The sequence below is a fragment of the Sedimentitalea sediminis genome (genome assembly GCF_042687825.1).
Taxonomy (GTDB): Bacteria; Pseudomonadota; Alphaproteobacteria; order Rhodobacterales; family Rhodobacteraceae; genus Sedimentitalea.
The window spans coordinates 136,743-153,813 of record NZ_JBHUQE010000003.1 but is presented as its reverse complement, the minus strand read 5'-3'; the positions used below and the strand labels follow the sequence as shown (position 1 = coordinate 153,813).

The 17,071-nt window shown below is 65.5% G+C and carries 11 protein-coding genes and 2 pseudogenes; 1 reads left to right on the top strand and 12 read right to left on the bottom strand.

Annotated features, from left to right (window positions below; genetic code table 11):
• Positions 1 to 5: 5 nt before the first annotated feature.
• The 10 genes from ACFMPD_RS03970 to ACFMPD_RS03925 form a co-directional block, all read right to left on the bottom strand.
• Positions 6 to 3,089 (bottom strand): virulence factor SrfB, encoded by a 3,084-nt coding sequence (locus tag ACFMPD_RS03970; protein ID WP_380992026.1) that lies wholly within the window; start codon positions 3,087 to 3,089, stop codon positions 6 to 8.
• A 5-nt stretch (positions 3,090 to 3,094) separates the two neighbouring features.
• On the bottom strand, positions 3,095 to 4,381 hold the full coding sequence (locus tag ACFMPD_RS03965; RefSeq protein WP_380992024.1) for a hypothetical protein: 1,287 nt from the start codon (positions 4,379 to 4,381) through the stop codon (positions 3,095 to 3,097).
• A gap of 9 nt (positions 4,382 to 4,390) precedes the next feature.
• Positions 4,391 to 6,136 carry a trypsin-like peptidase domain-containing protein gene (locus ACFMPD_RS03960; protein WP_380992022.1) on the bottom strand — a complete coding sequence of 582 codons (1,746 nt, stop codon included), beginning with the start codon at positions 6,134 to 6,136 and terminating at the stop codon, positions 4,391 to 4,393.
• A gap of 5 nt (positions 6,137 to 6,141) precedes the next feature.
• Complete coding sequence (locus ACFMPD_RS03955) at positions 6,142 to 6,849, bottom strand: hypothetical protein (protein ID WP_380992020.1); 708 nt, start codon at positions 6,847 to 6,849, stop codon at positions 6,142 to 6,144.
• 442 nt (positions 6,850 to 7,291) lie between these two features.
• Positions 7,292 to 8,377 carry a diguanylate cyclase domain-containing protein gene (locus ACFMPD_RS03950; protein WP_380992018.1) on the bottom strand — a complete coding sequence of 362 codons (1,086 nt, stop codon included), beginning with the start codon at positions 8,375 to 8,377 and terminating at the stop codon, positions 7,292 to 7,294.
• Positions 8,374 to 8,961, bottom strand: a complete 588-nt coding sequence (locus tag ACFMPD_RS03945; RefSeq protein ID WP_380992015.1) for a heme NO-binding domain-containing protein — start codon at positions 8,959 to 8,961, stop codon at positions 8,374 to 8,376. The genes ACFMPD_RS03950 and ACFMPD_RS03945 overlap by 4 nt, the downstream gene beginning before the upstream one ends.
• Positions 8,962 to 9,061: 100 nt before the next feature.
• On the bottom strand, positions 9,062 to 10,837 hold the full coding sequence (locus ACFMPD_RS03940) for a hypothetical protein (protein WP_380992013.1): 1,776 nt from the start codon (positions 10,835 to 10,837) through the stop codon (positions 9,062 to 9,064).
• A 281-nt stretch (positions 10,838 to 11,118) separates the two neighbouring features.
• The gene (locus tag ACFMPD_RS03935; RefSeq protein WP_380992011.1) at positions 11,119 to 12,678 is read right to left on the bottom strand and encodes a trimethylamine methyltransferase family protein; all 1,560 of its coding nucleotides are present in this window, start codon (positions 12,676 to 12,678) and stop codon (positions 11,119 to 11,121) included.
• 289 nt (positions 12,679 to 12,967) lie between these two features.
• On the bottom strand, positions 12,968 to 13,657 hold the full coding sequence (locus ACFMPD_RS03930) for an HAD family hydrolase (protein WP_380992009.1): 690 nt from the start codon (positions 13,655 to 13,657) through the stop codon (positions 12,968 to 12,970).
• Between the two features lie 63 nt (positions 13,658 to 13,720).
• Complete coding sequence (locus ACFMPD_RS03925) at positions 13,721 to 14,005, bottom strand: DUF3572 domain-containing protein (RefSeq protein WP_380992315.1); 285 nt, start codon at positions 14,003 to 14,005, stop codon at positions 13,721 to 13,723.
• A gap of 93 nt (positions 14,006 to 14,098) precedes the next feature.
• Between ACFMPD_RS03925 and ACFMPD_RS03920 the strand changes: the two genes are divergently transcribed.
• On the top strand, positions 14,099 to 15,496 hold the full coding sequence (locus ACFMPD_RS03920) for a diguanylate cyclase (RefSeq protein WP_380992007.1): 1,398 nt from the start codon (positions 14,099 to 14,101) through the stop codon (positions 15,494 to 15,496).
• 255 nt (positions 15,497 to 15,751) lie between these two features.
• On the opposite strand, the pseudogene ACFMPD_RS03915 reads toward ACFMPD_RS03920, so the two are convergent.
• Positions 15,752 to 15,910, bottom strand: a pseudogene (locus tag ACFMPD_RS03915) (ATPase); the annotation flags it as partial.
• Between the two features lie 34 nt (positions 15,911 to 15,944).
• Positions 15,945 to 16,889 (bottom strand): annotated as a pseudogene (locus ACFMPD_RS03910) (ISL3 family transposase); the annotation flags it as partial.
• Between the last annotated feature and the right edge of the window lie 182 nt (positions 16,890 to 17,071).

Sequence of the window (17,071 nt, the reverse complement as noted above, 5' to 3'; positions counted from 1 at the left end):
TCTCCTCACAGCCGGAACAGGCCGGTATCTATCCAGTACTCGTCTTCAAAGCCCAGCGTGTGCAGGCTCAGATCGACCTCGCCGCTCTTCATGGCGGTTCCTTCGTTGTCCTCGACCTCGGTCACGACAAAGGCCTCGCGCATCGCCTCGCGACGCAGCACCGTATCGCTGGTCTCGCGGTCAGGATCGCCATCGAATTCGGCACGCTCGAACGTCACCCGCAGGGGCGCGCGCGCCTGGGCTGACTGGGTGGCGAAATCCAGGCGATACAGCGGTGTGGTGGTCCAGCGTTCCAGCGGCAATTGCCGCGCCCCCAGATAGACCGGCGTGTACATGGTGATCCGTGCCACCAGATCGCTTTCGGATTTGCGCGCGTCCAGATCGACATCGGCAAACAGGACCCGGTCGGTCAGAATCTGCCCCGACGTGTCCATCTCGCCGATATAGCGCGCGGTCGATTGCATACGAAAGGCGCGGGTCTCGACCTTGAAGTTCGGGATCCGGTTTTCGCTGAGGGCGATCAGCATGCCGCCCACCGCCACCGTCGATTTCGGATCCCCGATGCGCTGGGTGACCGGGTCACGGAACGGGTACCAGCGCCCGGTCTTGTAGCTGTGCATCGACACCAGCCGGTGCGGCGGCACCACCAGCATCTCTTCGAGAATCGCCCGCACCGCCGGCAGGCGCGACGGCCGCCCGGTCAGCAGCACCACATCCACCCCCAGATGGTCGATCACCTCGGCCAGGTTGCTCAGCGCCTTTTGAAACACCTCGCGGGCAATGGCGTCCACATCCTCGCGCGAAAAGGTCAGGTCGACATCGGTTAGGCGGAATTCCCCGGCCCCCAGATCGCGGGCGGCTTCCTCGATATAGGCCACCAGCGCATCCGGCACGTGGGCTTCTGACGACGCGGGTTCGGCCCCCAGCTCCAGAACATCCCGCACCGCCAGTGTCAGGGGCTGAAATTCGCCCGCGGTCTCGCACACGTTCAGGATCTCGACCGCCAGCGGCATCAGCGCCCGCAGCGCGAATTGCCGGCGTTTCTGAACGCTTTGCTGGTCCAGCCCGCCGATATCGCCAGCAAACAGCTCGCGCAGCTTTTCACCAACAAAGCGACCGCCGGCGGTCTCGATCGCCTGCTGCAGCCCCGGCAGGATGATCGCCGCGATGATGCGTTGCAGCATGTCGTCGCCCGCCACCCGGAAGCCTTCGCGAAAGGTCTGGCGCGGGTGCAACACCCGCCCGGCCTCGCCCCAATAGGTGGTCACCATCAGATCGGTGGTGCCACCACCGATGTCGATGCAGCCCAGTCGCAGGGACGGCTCGGGTGCGCCCTCGGCCAGACGCGGGCGCAGCGTGCCTTTGAGCGACAGAAAACGATCGATCCGCCCGTCGAATTTCTGTGTCAGCTCGGAATAGAGATAGACCAGCTGGGTGGCGCTGGCCTCGTCCCATTCGACGATCAGTTCGGGCATCCGAGCGATGCTGCTTTCGCCGTCCTTCAGCCCCAGCGTCGCCCAGACCAGCGCCAGCGCGCCGCGTGCCTTGGAGCGGATGATCGCCTGTTCCTGCGCCGTAGTCGCGGTCGGCAGGGTCAGGATGATCCGGTCCAGCCGCCGGGGCAGTTCCGATTGCGGCCGCCGCGCCCGGCTGGCCGGCGCGTTCACCTGGATCAGCGCATGCGCGATGATCTCGGCCAGCATGAACCCGAACAGCGAGGCGCGCGAAAACCGCGGCCGGATCGCCGGCGTCTTTGGGGTCTTGCCGCGTGGCCGCAGCCGGGCCTTTTCATCGGCTTCGATCTGTTCCAACACATCGCCGGCCTCGTTCAGGTGACGCATTGCGGCGCGCAGCGATTTCGGCAGGTTGTTGGGGTCGGAATGGTGGTGAAAGCGCCAGTCCTGCAACACCGGCCTGTCGTCCCAGAGATAGCGTTTCGGGCTGCTCAGGCCCGAGGCGGTCTCGGTGCCTTCTTCGCCGGCCACCAGCCGCAGCGCCTCGGGGCCGATGCGCACGAAACTGGGCCACAGAAAGGCGTTGCGCCGCCCGGACCGGCTGGCATAGCGTTCGTCGCCCATGCGGTGCTCGGAAAACTCGACCCGGCTTTCGAACAGGCCGGAATAGTGCAGTTCCGGCCGCGACAGGTCGCGCACCTCCAGCGGAAACGAGCGCGCCAGATCCAGCCGGGAATCGCCGGGAAAGCGTTCGATCAGGATGCCGCAGGTGCGCGAATTGCCCACATCCAGCACCAATTCGACCTCGACCGGGGTGACGCTGTCGCGCGGGCTGACAGTGTCCGCGAGGCGCAGTTTCGGAATGTTCACCGCGTGATCGATCAGGCGCAGATAGGCCAGATAGCGCGCCCAGTGCTCGAACTTATGCGGCAGGTCGTCATGGGTGATCCGGCGCCCGGGGCGCTCAGCGCGCTTGTAGGCCATGAATGTATCGTCCAGCCAGTCCGACACCCATTTCTGCAGATCCAGAATCTGTCCGTCGCTGTCCGGCTGAAGCCGGCGAAGGAACCAGTCCATCCGCGCCGGGTCAGAGACGAACCTGAAATCGCGCGACTTTTCCGCGTCACCGCGGTCGGGCGCGATATACTGGAACTGCTGGTCACCCTCGATCAGGGCCGTGTCCAGCGCCAGTTGCACGCGGTGGGTATGGCCGGTCTCGGGGTCCGGCTCGTCCAGTTCGACGGTGCGGATCCGCGCCCAGCTGGACGGGCCGGGATCAAAGCGTTCCTCGCCGCCGACGCCGCGATCGGTCTTGATGCGCAAAACCGGCACCGGCAGCCATTTCGACAGAAAAGGCTCCAGCGCCGCCACCGGACGCACCGAATATTCGTCATCTTCGGCCGTTGCGCTGTCTTCGATCCCGGCGTCGCTTTCGGCATCGCCGGTCAGGGGTAGCAGCGCCCATTCCTCGGCCTCTTCGGTGCCTCCGATGACGCGTTCGACAAACCGCGCGTTCTTCAGCTCCAGCCTGTCCAGTCGAAAGCCGAAATCGAGGATCTGCGTGCCGGAATTGGGCACCAGGGTTACCTCGTCGCGCCAATCGACCAGCTGCGCCAAATTTACGGAATGCTGCATCCTGCCTACCTTGATATGCTTATGTTCAGCGACCACTCGGGGGTCTTGCCGCTGACTGTACCAGAATATGACTGCGTCCGGCCATCCTGACGCATGACGTGCAGGGTAACCGCCTTTTCACCGGCGGTCCGCTCGCTCTTGAGGTGGACACGCACCTTGTACAGCCCCGGTACCGCCGGACCAAAAACGATGTTCTCGACCGGATCGGTCACCGCTTCGGCGCGTTTCACGTTGGCATCCAGATCGTAATTGCCATTGCAATCGCCGCGGTTGCGATAGGACACGGTCTGTCCCGCCGGGCAGGTCACCGCCAGGTCGATATCGTCGATGGTGGACCAGGCCAGCACGAAATTCAGCGCACCACGCTTGCCGCCCCGATCCACCAGCCGGCGCGCCGTCGCCTTGGGGGCCAGGTCGGCCTTGTCTTTCGCCTTGTCCGGCGGCGCGGGGGTCTTTTTCGGGGCCGGTTTCGCAGGTGTCTCGGGTGCTGCCGGTTGCGCCGGCAGCACCGGGATCGTCGGCTGACAGGCGCGGTCCCGCAGCGCCAGTTCATGCTGCAGCGCCGCGATCTCGTCCTCGATCACCGCCCTCTCGCCGGGGATGGCCGAAACCGGCGGTGCCGGCGCCGGGCAATAGACCGGGCGGACACCGTTCAGCCCGCAGGGCGCGATCAGCAGATAAAGGACATAGGCCAGCAGCACCGCCAGCAGCAGCCAGCCCAGCAGAATCAGCCACCACCACGGCAGCGTCGCAGCCGCCCGTGACCCGGCATCGGCCCCGGTTGCCACAACCGGCGCCGGTTGTGGACGCGGTACCATGGCCGTCAGCAGACCGCGCACGGATTTCTGCCCATCCTGCAACCAGGCCCAATGCACCAGAACCGGATGAAGCACACCGTCCGGGTCGCGCAGCGCATAGATCATCGCCTCGTCCGGTATCTCGATGGCATTGGCCAGCGCCTCGGACAGGCGCTGATCCTGGGCATCGGCGCTGGCGGCTAGGCGATCCGCCTCCTCCCGGATATCGGCCACCAGCCTGCCCAGCCGGTCGTGCAGCGCCCGCTGGTCGTCCTCGGTCAGATCCGGCAGCGGCGTCGCCGCGCCGGGCATCGGGGCATGCCAGTCGATCCTGTCGCCATGTTCGGTGGCCACCGGTTCGGCAAAAAGCCGGGCATGTTCGTCGCCCAGCCGTGCCGACAAGGTGCCGGTGATCAGCTCGAACGAGCGCTGTGCCGCCGTGCCCAGCGGCTGCAGACCTTCGGAGGATGTGGTGACCAGAAAGGTATCGAACATGCCGGGCCTCTATTTCGCCCCGGCCTTGCCCGGAGTCCCGGCCGGTGTCGCATCCGGGTCGGCAGTGGCCTGCGCCCGCATCACGACCGGGCTGCAGGGCTGGCTGTCGATCTGCGGCGCGGCGGCTGTGCCGGTCAGAAACGCCATCAGATCACCGGTGGTCAGGGCAAAGCCACGGTTCTGCAGCCGACCCTGACGCACAAAGGAATTCACCCCCACCAGCCGGCCGCACATGTCCACCAGCGGACCGCCGGAATTGCCGCTGGACAACGCCGCGGAATGCATCAGCACATGGGTATCCGGGCCGATCTGCTGTTCGGTGTTGATGATGCCGTCGGTCACGGTCAGCCCCGGGACCGCGCTCAGATCGCCCGATTTAAGGGCCGCATAGCTGATATCGGTTTCCAGAACGTCGCCAGGAAAACCGGCGGCCACGACGTTGTGCAGCTTGAGCGACCCGGACGGCAGATGCACGGAAAAAGCAGCTGCGCCGGTGTCTTCGATCTGCAACAGCGCGAAATCGCCGCCGGTGTCCAGGAGCGGCCCATGGGTTTTCAGAACGGTGGCGGTCTGCGGTCCCGACAACGCCCCGCCGGTCACCAGGATCTGACCGTTTTCCACCTGGCTCGGAGCGATCACGTGCTGGTTTGTCACCACCAGCCCCGGCCCGATCAGGAACCCCGACCCGGTGGTCACCCGGCTGTCGCCCGGACTGGCCAACACCAGCACCGTCCGGGCCTCGATCAGTGCCAGCAGGCTGGCCTCGCCGGTCTTGTCCGGCAACAATACGCGCGCCGGGCTGTTGGGCAGCAATGCATCCGGCGCGGCGCCGGCCTTGCGCTCGGGCTTGACGCCCACGGCGGGCGGGGTCAGACCCTCCGGCGTGCGCCCATCGGGCAATACCAGCACCCCGTCGGGCCGGCAGACCGCCCCCTGCACCGCCGCCTGCAAGGCCGCCCTGCGCTCGCGCAGGCTGTCGTTCAGAGCCCGCGCGGCCCGTAAGGCCGCCGCATCGGTGACCACCGGCGGCGTTGCGGCGGTGTGAAACAGCCGGGTCCCCGGCATCAACAGCCAGGCCAGAGCCGCCCCGGCGAGCAGCAGCAGGACCAGCAGCGGCACCCAGGCCAGTGGCGTGATTGCCCGCGGCACCCGAGGTTCCGCGCCCGGCGGTTCGGCCACCGCAGATGCCAGGGCCGCAGGCGTCACCGCCGCTGAGGCCATTGCCGACGCCGGCACCGGGCCGGTCGCCGCGTCCTGGGCCGGGGTCAACGCCACATAGCGCCCCAGAGTGGCCGCAAAATGCGCCGGTCGGCTGACGGCATTGGCCCCGCCGCCATCCGGCAGCAGACCCCAGTTCACGATGACCGGGCGGTCGCCGACCAGAACCACATCGTCGCGCCCGTAGACACTGAGCGCCGCCAGGGCCAGGTCGGCGGTGGCCGGGTCCGCCGCCAGCGCCCGCAAGGGGCGCAGATGCTCGGCCAGATAGGTCTCGGCGCGGTCCCGCTCGATCGGCGACAGCCGGTCCAGCGGGCGCGGCTCGCCGATGTTTTCACTGTACCAGGCCACGGTCGGCGGCGCGGTGTCATTGCCGCGGCTGATCAGCGGTTCGGCGAACAGCGCCGCCACTTTGGGTCCGGCCCGTTCGGTCAGCAGCGCCTTCAGTTCGGCATGGCGTTCCAGAGCCGGCACGTCGCCGGCGGTGACGAAATCCTCGGAGGTCACGCGGATCTTGGACAGAAAATGGTCAGCCATCGCCGTTATCTCCCGGCCCGGCGCAGCGTTGCCGCGCCCCGGCCCTGTGTTTCGGGTTGGTAGGTGTCGCAATTGGCGTTGCCGCGCCGGTCCAGCTTGCAGGTGACCTCGCGGCGAAAGATCGACGAGCCGTCATCGCAGCGCAGATTGCCCGGCTCGCGCATGGTCAGGGTGCCGTTGCCGCGCATCTGGCCCGTCAGTCGACCGTTACAGCGCACGCCACTGGTCGAGCGCATCTGCTCAGTGCCGTTGCCCCTGGCGTCAAAGCAGATGCGCCAGTATCTGAACCGGGTGATGCGCCCGGTATTGATGTCGCGCACGGCATAATCCGAGGACAGTTGCCAACAGCCCTTCATCACCGAAATATCGCGCCCGTCAAAGGCGTCCGGCGCCAGGCCGCTGGGGGTTTTCGGTTTCGGCTTTGGTTTCGGCGGCGGCGGTGGAGACGGTGGCGGCGGCGCTGGTGGGTCGGCCTTGCAAACCCGTTCCCCCAGCGCCCGTTCCAATGCCCCGACCTGTGCCGCCAGATCGGCGTTGGCCCGGTCGGTACGCCTCAGGTCGGCGCGTATCTGCAGAGTGTCAGCAGCGTCGCAAAAGCTGATCTCCCGCTGGGTGAACGGCAGGCGCAGGCCGCAGGACTGCAACAACTGGACGGCCGACAGACCCACGGCCACGACCAGCAGCGCGGCCAGAAGGGTCAGAAAAATCCGCATGAGTCCCTGGCGATCACGAAACTGTCTTCCCCATACCTGTACTCACCTGCCTGCCCCGGGGTGGTCCGGGTGCGTGTCGCGCCGCCGAACCGCAAATCTCTGCATTTCAACAGCTTGAGACTAAGCCGCCCGGCTTGGCCGCCGCAAGGGCAGACTTGTCCGCCAGGAGCCCCCGGCCCGGCTGGCAGCCCGCATTGGCGGTGATATGCGCATATCTGATGAATTCGGCGGAAATTTCCCCCTTCCGGCACCGGCATATCCCCGCCCAAGCAAAGACTGCGACCCCGGTCAGGTGCCCGCTGCCTCTGTCCGGCAAACACATCCCGTGCTGTCCGACGGCTGTCCGGCCGGGGCCGTGTCAACCACCGCCATCAGCAGGCCGTTGGGCCCTGGGACGCGCGAAGCTGGCCGCAACCTCAATGGCCCGGGGCCGCGCAACCGCTCACGAGGCGGCGCGCCCGGGTTCTTCGGATTGTTCGGGCGGCTCAGAGCGACCTGCCTGACCCGGCTCGGCGCGGCCGATTGGCACGATATCTTCGGACATTTCGGTCATGGCTTCGCTGTAAAAACTGTGACACCCCCGGCCGGCATGTTTCGAAGCATAGAGCGCCATATCGGCCTTGTGCAGCAGCTCCGCCGGATCCCGCGCCGCAGACTGTTCGGACAGGACGGTACCGATGCTGGCCGAGATTTTGCAGATCTGACCGCCGAACGGCATGGGGTCTTCCAGACGGTCGATCAGGCGCTGCGCGATCCGTCCCAGCCGCATGCGGTCCATCAGTTGGTGAAACACCAGAACGAACTCGTCACCGCCAATCCGCGCCACCATATCCTCATCGCGGGTCTCTTCGACCATGATCCGCGCCGCCTGCTGCAACACGTGATCGCCGGCAGCATGCCCCATCGTGTCGTTCACCGCCTTGAAGAAATCGAGGTCAAGATGCATCAGCGCAAAGGGAGCCGGCGCCGCGGCCATCCGGGCCAGGACGTGATCCATCGCGCGGCGATTCTTGAGCCCGGTCAGGGTGTCGGTAAAGGCCTGTTCCTCGGCGGCGATCATCGCCCCCTGCAGACGCTGGTTCAGCTTGCGGGACGCCTCCATTGCAGCGGATTTCGCTTCGACCAGATACAGCAGTTCGATGGTCAGATCGGTGGCCGAAAAATCAGCGCTGGTCAGCGCATAGTCGCGTACCGCATCCAGCACCGAAATGCCAAAGGACAGGTTGACGATGGCGCCGGAGTCGTCCGGAATCGGTACGATCGCCCCTTTCAGCGAGGTTCGCGGCGCATCGCGGAACTGCAGGTGCAGTTTCGCCCCCGCGGTCGCCAGCAGACCGGCCATGTTGCCCACCGCCCGCGGTCGGCTCAGTTCGAACAATTCCAGAAACCGCACGCCGGCCATCGGCGCCGCGGGGCGCAGTTTCTGCAGCGTCGGTCCGACACGGACGATATGTCCGGTCGGATCCAGCAGGACATGCATCGGGCACATCAGGTCAAGCGTATCCGCCAGTTGATCGCGATCTATCATCCGGCCCGTGCCCCCAGATCAAAGCTGCGGCCCTCGGCAAAGGCGGTTTCGATCAGCGTGATGGTGATGACATCGGGACCCTGACCGCCGCCTGTCCGCTCGAGCATCGCCAAGGCGCCGTAATCATCCGCCATCGCCCGCAATACGCCCACCATCACGCTGCCGAAACCGGGCAGTCCGGGATGACAGGTCAGGCTGAACAGCCCCGCCGCATGCTCGCGCAGCTCCAGCGCCGGCAAATGCAGGTCCGAAACCGCCAGCCGCGCCCGGTCGGGCAGGTCGTCCAGGGAATGCAGGAATTCGACATAGGTCACGCCGCCAAAGCGCAGCAGCCGGCGCAGGGCTTCGGTTTGAGGGTTGGACACCAGGAAAGTGCCGAAATCTTCGAGCACCTCATCCAGGGGGCGGCCCAGTTCCGCGCTTGCCGCGTCCAGCATCCGGGCCGACTGCTCTTCGTCATAGACCAGCATTGCCTCGAAATCGGTAAATTCCAGGCCTGCCGCCTGGGTCACGGTCACCCATCGATCCACACCATAGGTCGTGCAAAAAAACGATTGAACAGCCTTGTTGATCAGACCATGCATGTCGGCCCCTTTTTCTGATATCGGGGAGCATCGCAATTCAGGTCTTAAAAAAGGCCCAACATCCGCAATTCTAAACAGTTTCGCGGCCCACGGCGCCGGGCTACTGACCCGGCGCCAGGGTCGAGCCGCCCAGAAACAGCGCGTGGCTGCCGCTGGGCGCGATCCGGAACCCGCCGTCCAGCGCCTGGGCAACGGCAGCGGGTGGCAGATCGGGCCAGTCATTGGCCACCGGGTCAAAGACATCGCGCACGGTGACCTTGCCTTCGGGACGCAGAACCAGGTGGTCGGCACGGCCGCGCCCCTGAGCGTCGAGGTAAAGCAGGATGCCCTGTTCGCGCTGATCCGCTGACGGGGTAAAGGGCCCCTGCACCAGCACGCAGCCGGCGCGCCCGTCCGGCAGGCTGCGCCGGCAGCCTTCGAGCCAGCGTTGCAGCCGATAGGGTGGCGCGGCCGCCAGCAACAGCGGCGGGACCTGGACATTCTCGGGGCGCACCGGCATCAGGGCCAACAGCGCGCGCGCCTGATCCGGCGCGGCGCGGCGCCGGGCCGCCTGTTCGAACTGGAACGGATTCACCTGGGTCCGCACATCGGCGATGCGCGCCACCAGTGCGGCATGGTCCGCGTGGTCCGTCATTGCCTCGAGCCGCTGCAGCCCGGCCTGCCCGGCCCGGCCCCACTGATGCCCCATCTGCCACAGCGCCAGTTCGTCCAATGTGCTGCGTCCGGACAAAAAGCGGTCAAGCTGACTGTTTGCCGACAGCCGGTGCACATCCAGTGCCGGGGTCATCCACAGCGCCGAAACCGCGATAACCGCCAGCGCCATTGCGACATTGGTCGAGCGGATCCGCCGCATCCAGCCGCCGCCGCCCAGCACAGCGATGCAATAGCCAAGACCATAGGCCAGCAGAAACAGCGCCACCAGACCGGCCAGAATGCGATCCGGGGTCCAGCCATACTGGCGTACCCGCAGCACCACCGCCCAGATCGCCAGCGCCGTCAGCAGCGGCAGCAGCACCGCCAGCGCCCGCGTCGCCAGACGCAGACCTCTGGACTGCACGGCCGCCAGATCGGTCTGATCCAGAGCCGTGCTGATCAGCGTGATCGCCATCACCGCGACCCCCATCAGGGTCGCCGCCGCTGAAAACTCGCCGAACAACTGGCTCAGACCGCGAAACGGCACCGCAGCCAGAAACAGGGCCACCACTGTCAGCACCACCGGAACGAACAGCCGCAACAGCCGCAGCGCCAGATAGGGCGACAAGGTTCCGCGCAACTCATGCACCACCGCCAGCCCCAGCCCCAGGATCGCACCGCTGACGGCAAAGCGCACCCAATCGGTGCGCAGCACCCAGTCGATCACCGTCACATCCACCAGATCCAGCAGCGCATCACTCAGAAACGCCACCAGCCAAAAGATCGCCACGAACACCCAGGCGATCGTATAGCGCATCAGCATGGTCCAGGCGGCATCAAACAGGCTGGCATACCGCCGCCATTGTCGGCGGTCGCGCATCCAGACGATCAGAAACGGCGTCAGATACAGCACCATCACGGTGGCGACGCTCAGCATGACAGGGTCTTCCAGCAGCTCGGTGGCCACCACATAGCGCTGACCAGCCAGGCTGATCAGTGCTGTGACAAAGATCGCCGACAGCGCGCCGCCGCGCAGGGCGCGGGGGACTTCGATCGGACCGCACAGCGCCAGCGCCACCGACACCAGTGTGGTCACATAGGTGAACAGCGCGAGAAACAGCGCCGGCGGCATTCCGGCGCTGCCCCATTGCCGGCCAAGCGCCCACAGCGCCAGCCCAGCGATGCCGCCAAGACCCACCATCGTGACACGATGCACCGCGATCCGCCTGTCTGTGGCCTGCATTCCGTGCTCACCTTCTGATCGGCTTCTTGTGCCGGCAACCTACAAGACGGGATGGGAACAAACCAGAGAGAGCAGCCTCATTGCCGGACATCTCATTGCCGGACATGGCCGCGAAATCTGAATGCGCCGATCACGCCGGACAGACCCGGCGGCGGCACGGCTGCGCTGCAGGGAAACCGGGTCGGACGCACGACCCGTTCTGGCCCGTGCCGGTCCTTGCTTTGGCCCTTGTCCTGGTGTCGCCTTTCTCCTTGGCGGGCCCGTCCGCCCCCGCGCGGCGCTCAGAAATCGGTCGGCGCGCCGCCCTCTTCCTTGCGCCTTGCCACAAAGGCCTCAAGCTCTTCGCGGATTGCCGGGTCCATCGGCGGCGGGGCATAGTCGGCCAGGATATCCTTGTATAGACGATGCGCGCGTTCCGCAGTCCAGATGGATCCGGCGACTTCCCAACCTTCGAAATTCTTCCAGTCGCTGAGAAACGGCTGATAGAACGCGGTGGGATAGCGGTCCTGCGTGTGCTGGATGCCAAAGAAATGCCCGGAATGGCCGACCTCGCGGATCGCTTCCAGTGCGATCTCGTCCGGGCCGGTGGCGGTCAGGGCCGGGTCCATGTAACGCTGGATCTGCTGCAGCACCTCGCAATCCATGATGAATTTCTCCGGGCTGGCGATCAGCCCGCCTTCGAGCCAGCCGGCCGCGTGATAGACCATGTTGCTGCCCGACTGCACTGCCGCCCACAAGCTGTTGGAGGTTTCCCACATCGCCTGCCCGTCCGGCACATTGGCGGCGCAGACGCCCGAGGACCGCATCGGCAAGCCGTAGAACCGTGCCAGTTGTCCGGTCATCTGCGTCGCGCGCATGTATTCCGGCGTGCCAAAGGCCGGCGCGCCGGATTTCATGTCGACATTGCTGGTAAAGGTGCCGATCACGCAGGGACAGCCTGGATTGATATATTGCGCCAGCGCGATGGCGATCAGCCCCTCGGCCAGCGACTGCGCCACCGCCCCGGCCATGGTCACCGGCGCCATCGCCCCGGCCAGGGTGAACGGCGTAACCACACAGCCCTGACCGCGCCGCGCGCAGCGCATCCAGCCATCCAGCATCGGATGGTCGTGCTTCAGGGGCGAGGTCGAGTTGATATTCGTGTACATCCGGGGGCTTGCGTCGAACTCCTCATGCGTCAGACCGCCCGCGATCCGCACCATTTCCATGACATCCTCGACCCGCTCGCGGCCCAGTGAATAGGCATGCATCACCTTGTCGGTCAGGGTCAGCTTGTCATAGAGAACGTCCAGGTGGCGCACGCTGGCATGAATGTCTACCGGTTCCACCGGATAGCCGCCTGCGAAATGGATGCAATTGAAATATTGCGTCAGTTTCAGCAGGTTGCGACACATTTCTCTTGTGCCCGATACTTTCTTGCCGATCTGCATGTCCCAGTAGTTGGGCGGCGAGGACACGTTGCCGAACAGCAGGGTGTCGCCGCCCACGGTGATCTGCCGATCCGGGTTGCGCGGGGTCAGGGTGAACTGCGCGGGCGCCTTGGCGACCATCTCGATGATGAAATCCCGGTCGCAGCGCACCACCTCTCCGTCGATGATGCATCCGGCCTGACGGAACAGCGCCAGCGCCTCGGGGTTCAGGATGGCGATGCCGATGTCTTCGAGGATGCGCATGGCCCCCTCGTGGATGGCGGCGACGCCTTCCGCGTTCAGCGGTTCAACGGGGCGGTCGATATTGACAGGCGGACTCCACGGCATCTGCTCGATCACCCGCCCCGCCCGGCGGGCGGTGTTTCCCGCATGCCCGCCACTGCGCCGCCGTCGCGATGCCCTGTCTGCCATGATGCGACCTCATTGGTGTTGCCCGATCAGCAGACATCGGGACAGATCAACGATCCGGCCCATTCGCGACGCAGTATGTCGTTTTTCACGAGAAGCCAGAGCAGAGCGTCCTTCGCTGCCCCCATTCATCCGCCAGACCCGTCCGGTAACGATGCCGGATACAAAGACCAGCCTGCCATGCGCCCCGCATAGCGGACAGCAGGCCAGCAGGTCGCCGCCGGTGCCGTCCCGGACCGCCCCGGCCACGGCAGAGAGGCGCAGCCACAGATACCGGGTCGGCGGAAGCGGTCTAGAGGGCCAGCCAGCCCGGCAGATGGCCGATATCGGGCAACACGACATCGGCCAGGGCGGCCAGATCGTCCTCTGGGGCAAGGCCAGTCAGCACACCCACCGTGATCATGCCGGCACTGCGCCCGGCGATCAGGTCATGGGTACTGTCCCCGACCATGACCACATTTTCAGGTTCGACCCCGACGGTGCGGGCAAAGGCCAGCAACTGCCCCGGCCCGGGCTTGGCACCGTGGCCACTGTCAAATCCGGCAATGAAGTCGAACCGGTCGACCACTCCGGCGGTTCCCAGATGCGCCCGCGCGGGGGCCTCGGCGTCGTTGGTCGCCACCCCCAGCCGGAACCCCCGGGCGCGCAACCGGTCCAGGAACGGTGCCAGCGGTACCACTTCGACCTGCGGCGCGGTCTCGGCCTCTTGGTTCATCATGTCATAGAGCTGTGCTGGCGCAATTTCGGGCAGATGCGGGGTCAGCGCCTCGGCGACCTCGGCAGCGGTGCCGGCGATGACGATGCTGTCAGGCCGAAATCGCCGGTTGGGCAGATCGAAGCCGATCTGCTGCCCCAGATGGGTGGCGCGGCGCTGATCCTGCCCGGCAGCGCGCAGCAGAAAGGCCTGCGCCCAGCTTTCCCAGGTCGGGCCGAAATCGAACAGCGTGCCGTCCTTGTCAAACAATATGGCGGCAATGGTCATACGGTCTTGTTCCTGTATTTGCTCGGGCGCCCGGTTTTTCCAGTGTTTTCAAGGTACCGGCAGTCAGGTCCAATGGAATTGTGCGCCGCCGGGCAAAGCCGCGCGCGCCTGCATCGGATGATCATAGGGCACCGAGCGGGCATCGCAGAACGCGACCAGCCAGGCCTCGTCCATCAGCAGGAAATCCAGAACCGAGCCCAGAAAGTCGGGATCCGCCGCCCGGTCGCGCATATCCGCAGCGCTGGTACCGCTGGAGCCCATGAAAACCGGCAGCAATTCCTCGTGCTCCAGCAGCCAGCCCAAGGCGGTCAGAGCAAGGGTTTCTGCGGCGTCGGCGGATTGTTGCATGGCAGAGGACTTTCGGGTCGGCGGAAAGGGTTTGTTAACGACTCTCATGAAGACTTTAGACAATCTTGAAACGACTTGTGAAAGGCGCGTGGCGTGCAAGGCACCATACTGATCCTCGACGGTGTGTCCACCAACCGCATCATGCTGAAAGTTCAGCTGTCGGCAGCCTATTACCACGTTGTGCAAAGCGATGGATTGCAAGGGCTTACAGCCCTGGCCCGGCGCTGCCGTCCGGATCTGATCGTCACCGCAATGACGCTGCCGGACGGCACCGCGCTGGATGTGCGCGCCGAGCTGCAAAAGGACGAATCGCTTAGGCAGATTCCGATCATCGCCGTGACCGCGCAAAACAACCCCGCGGCCCGGCTGGCGGCCCTGGCCGGCGGCATCGACGACGTGCTGAGCCAGCCTCTGGACGATTTGATTCTACAGGCCCGCATCCGCAGCCTGATCCGGGCCCGCAGCGGCACCGAAGAGCTGCATCTGCGCGACGGCACGCCCAGCGCCTTGGGGTTCAGCGAACCGGCCGCCACCTTCTCGACTCCGGCCAGCGTCGCCCTGCTGACCCGGGATGCCGCAACCGGCGCGGTCTGGCGCTCGCGGCTCAAGGACCTGACCCGGCACCGTCTGCAAAGCCATCAGATCAGCGATATCCACGCCCTTATGGCCGAGCCGGTTCCCGATGCGATCGTGGTCGACCTGACCGGCGAACAGCCGCAACAGGGGCTGCGTCTGCTGGCCGATCTGCGCGCGCGCAGCATGACCAGCAACGCGGCCCTGATCGCGGTGGTCCCCGTCAGTGCCCCGCATCTGGTGGCCGAGGCGCTGGACCGCGGCGCGCATGACGTGCTGCAAGGCGGGTTCTGCGCCGAAGAAATGGCATTGCGGCTCAGTTCGCAACTGCGGCGCAAGGCGAGTTCGGACCGGCTGCGCGCCTCGGTGCGCGACGGGCTGCGCGCCGCGGTGCGCGATCCGATGACCGGCCTGTATAACCGCCGCTACGCGCTGCCGCATCTGGCCGCCATCGCCGCCCGCGCCGCGGAATCCGGCACCAGTTTCGCGGTGATGCTGGCCGATCTGGACCATTTCAAACAAATCAACGATCAGTACGGTCACCAAACCGGCGACGCGGTGCTGATCGAAACCGCAAGGCGGCTGAAAAGCCAGCTGCGCCCCATCGACATGATCGCCCGCGTCGGCGGCGAGGAATTCCTGATCGTCATGCCCAATACAGATCAGGCCGGCGCGACTTTGGCCGCAGACCGGCTGTGCCGCCAGATCAACGCGATGCCGTTTCAATGCCCCGGGATGATGCAGTCGATCAATGTCACCACCAGCATCGGAGTCGTGGTCGGCCCGCCCGCCGGGGCGGATCCGCAGCTGTCCCCGGAACAATATGCCACTGCCCTGATCGGTCAGGCAGATCGCGCCCTGTATGGCGCCAAGGGGGGCGGGCGAAACCAGGTCTCGCTGATCCCAACCGCCGCCTGAGCGAGGCCACACGCCCCGCCGCGGCCGACAGTGGCATATCCGGCGGCCGCATACTGCCGGATCGTCGCCCCTGCATGCCCGCGCCTCTACGACCGGCAGGTCGGGTACCGCCCGCCGCCCGTTTCGTGGCCCCTGCCCTGTGGACCCACCGCACACAATGCCGCCTTCCTGTGCCACCGATCGAAACGTGGTTGCGCTGGTATCCAGGAAATCCCCTGTAGCCAGATCGCGGATCAGCATCTCGTTGACCTCCGTTGCTTCGAAAGCGAACTCTTCCAGTTCCTTGGTCAGGGGCATCATGGCGATGCTCATCTGGTATCTGACCGATCTGGTCCGCTTCTCCCGGATCTCGGCGGAAAACAGCTGCCCAATGGCCTGTTGGAGTTCATGCTGGCGTTTGACGGCGGTGGCCAGTGTCGCATCACAGGCCGCTCCAATGCCGTAGAGCGTCAGTGTCTGCGCGCAGAAACTGACGGATTAATCCACGGCTCGACCCCGTCAGGCGCACCAGCCGGTTGATAGGAATACCATCGTCGTCCATCCGGCGGACCATGCGATCGATCTGTTGCCGACGCCGAAATCCATCGTATTGCAGGCGTTCCGCCGCCGTCAGAAGCTTGGGCTCCAGTGTTCTGACCCCGATCGCTTTGCGGATTGCCGGCACACTCCGTTGAACCGCAGCAAGAAACGCAGCGCTTGCATTCTCGAAGAGATGCCAGCGGTCGGCGACCTGCACGGCATCCGGCAAGGCGCATGCGACAGCACCACCATAGCCGCCATCGCGGTCGCAGCCGACGATCTCGATGTCCGGACGTGCCCGCGGCGACGCTGTTACGGTCGCTGGCGTGCGGTCGGGCAGCGGGTCGATCATCTGTCGACGCTCAAGGTCGCAGATCAACCTGCCGTAGCGCTGCCCCTTGCGCCAGGCCCGGTCATCGATGCCGACCACACGGGCGGACCCGGCGGGTTTTCCGGACGCCTTGGGAACGCTGTACAGGAAAGTATCCTTGCTCACCTGCAGCAGAAGACGCCCAGCTAGCGCTTGCGCGGCGCGTCCGCCGAGGGCGAGGGCGAGGCCAAGATGGCGCACCAATCCTTGCCGGCGGGATGTACGTCTCGCATAGGGCCGGGTCACATGAGAGGGGAACCGTTCGGCGAAAATCTTGGCAGGGCAGCGCGCGGCGCAACAGCGAAATCGACGAGACAGCAATACCAGTTCGACTGATCGGCCATAAGCAGGAAGATCCGCAGGCCGACGCCGGTATCTGCCATGAACATGGCGTGAAGATGTGCCGCAACATGGGCAAGCCGTTGCGGCATCCGACGACCGCGCGTGGATCAGGATCCTGTCGCCAACCCGTTCGACCTGATCGGCCTTGAGCCCTGCTGGCAGAAAATCTCGTCGCGAAAACCATGACGCCCTCGATAACGTCCCAAAAGATTAATGAAATATAGCGGCACAAACCAACACCTGCACCAAATCCGCGACAGACCCAATTTTGCATGGCAATCCACATAATCTTCCGATTGTTGCCATTTGATAAGCGGTTCGCTATTCACGCTGCCACCGGTCGC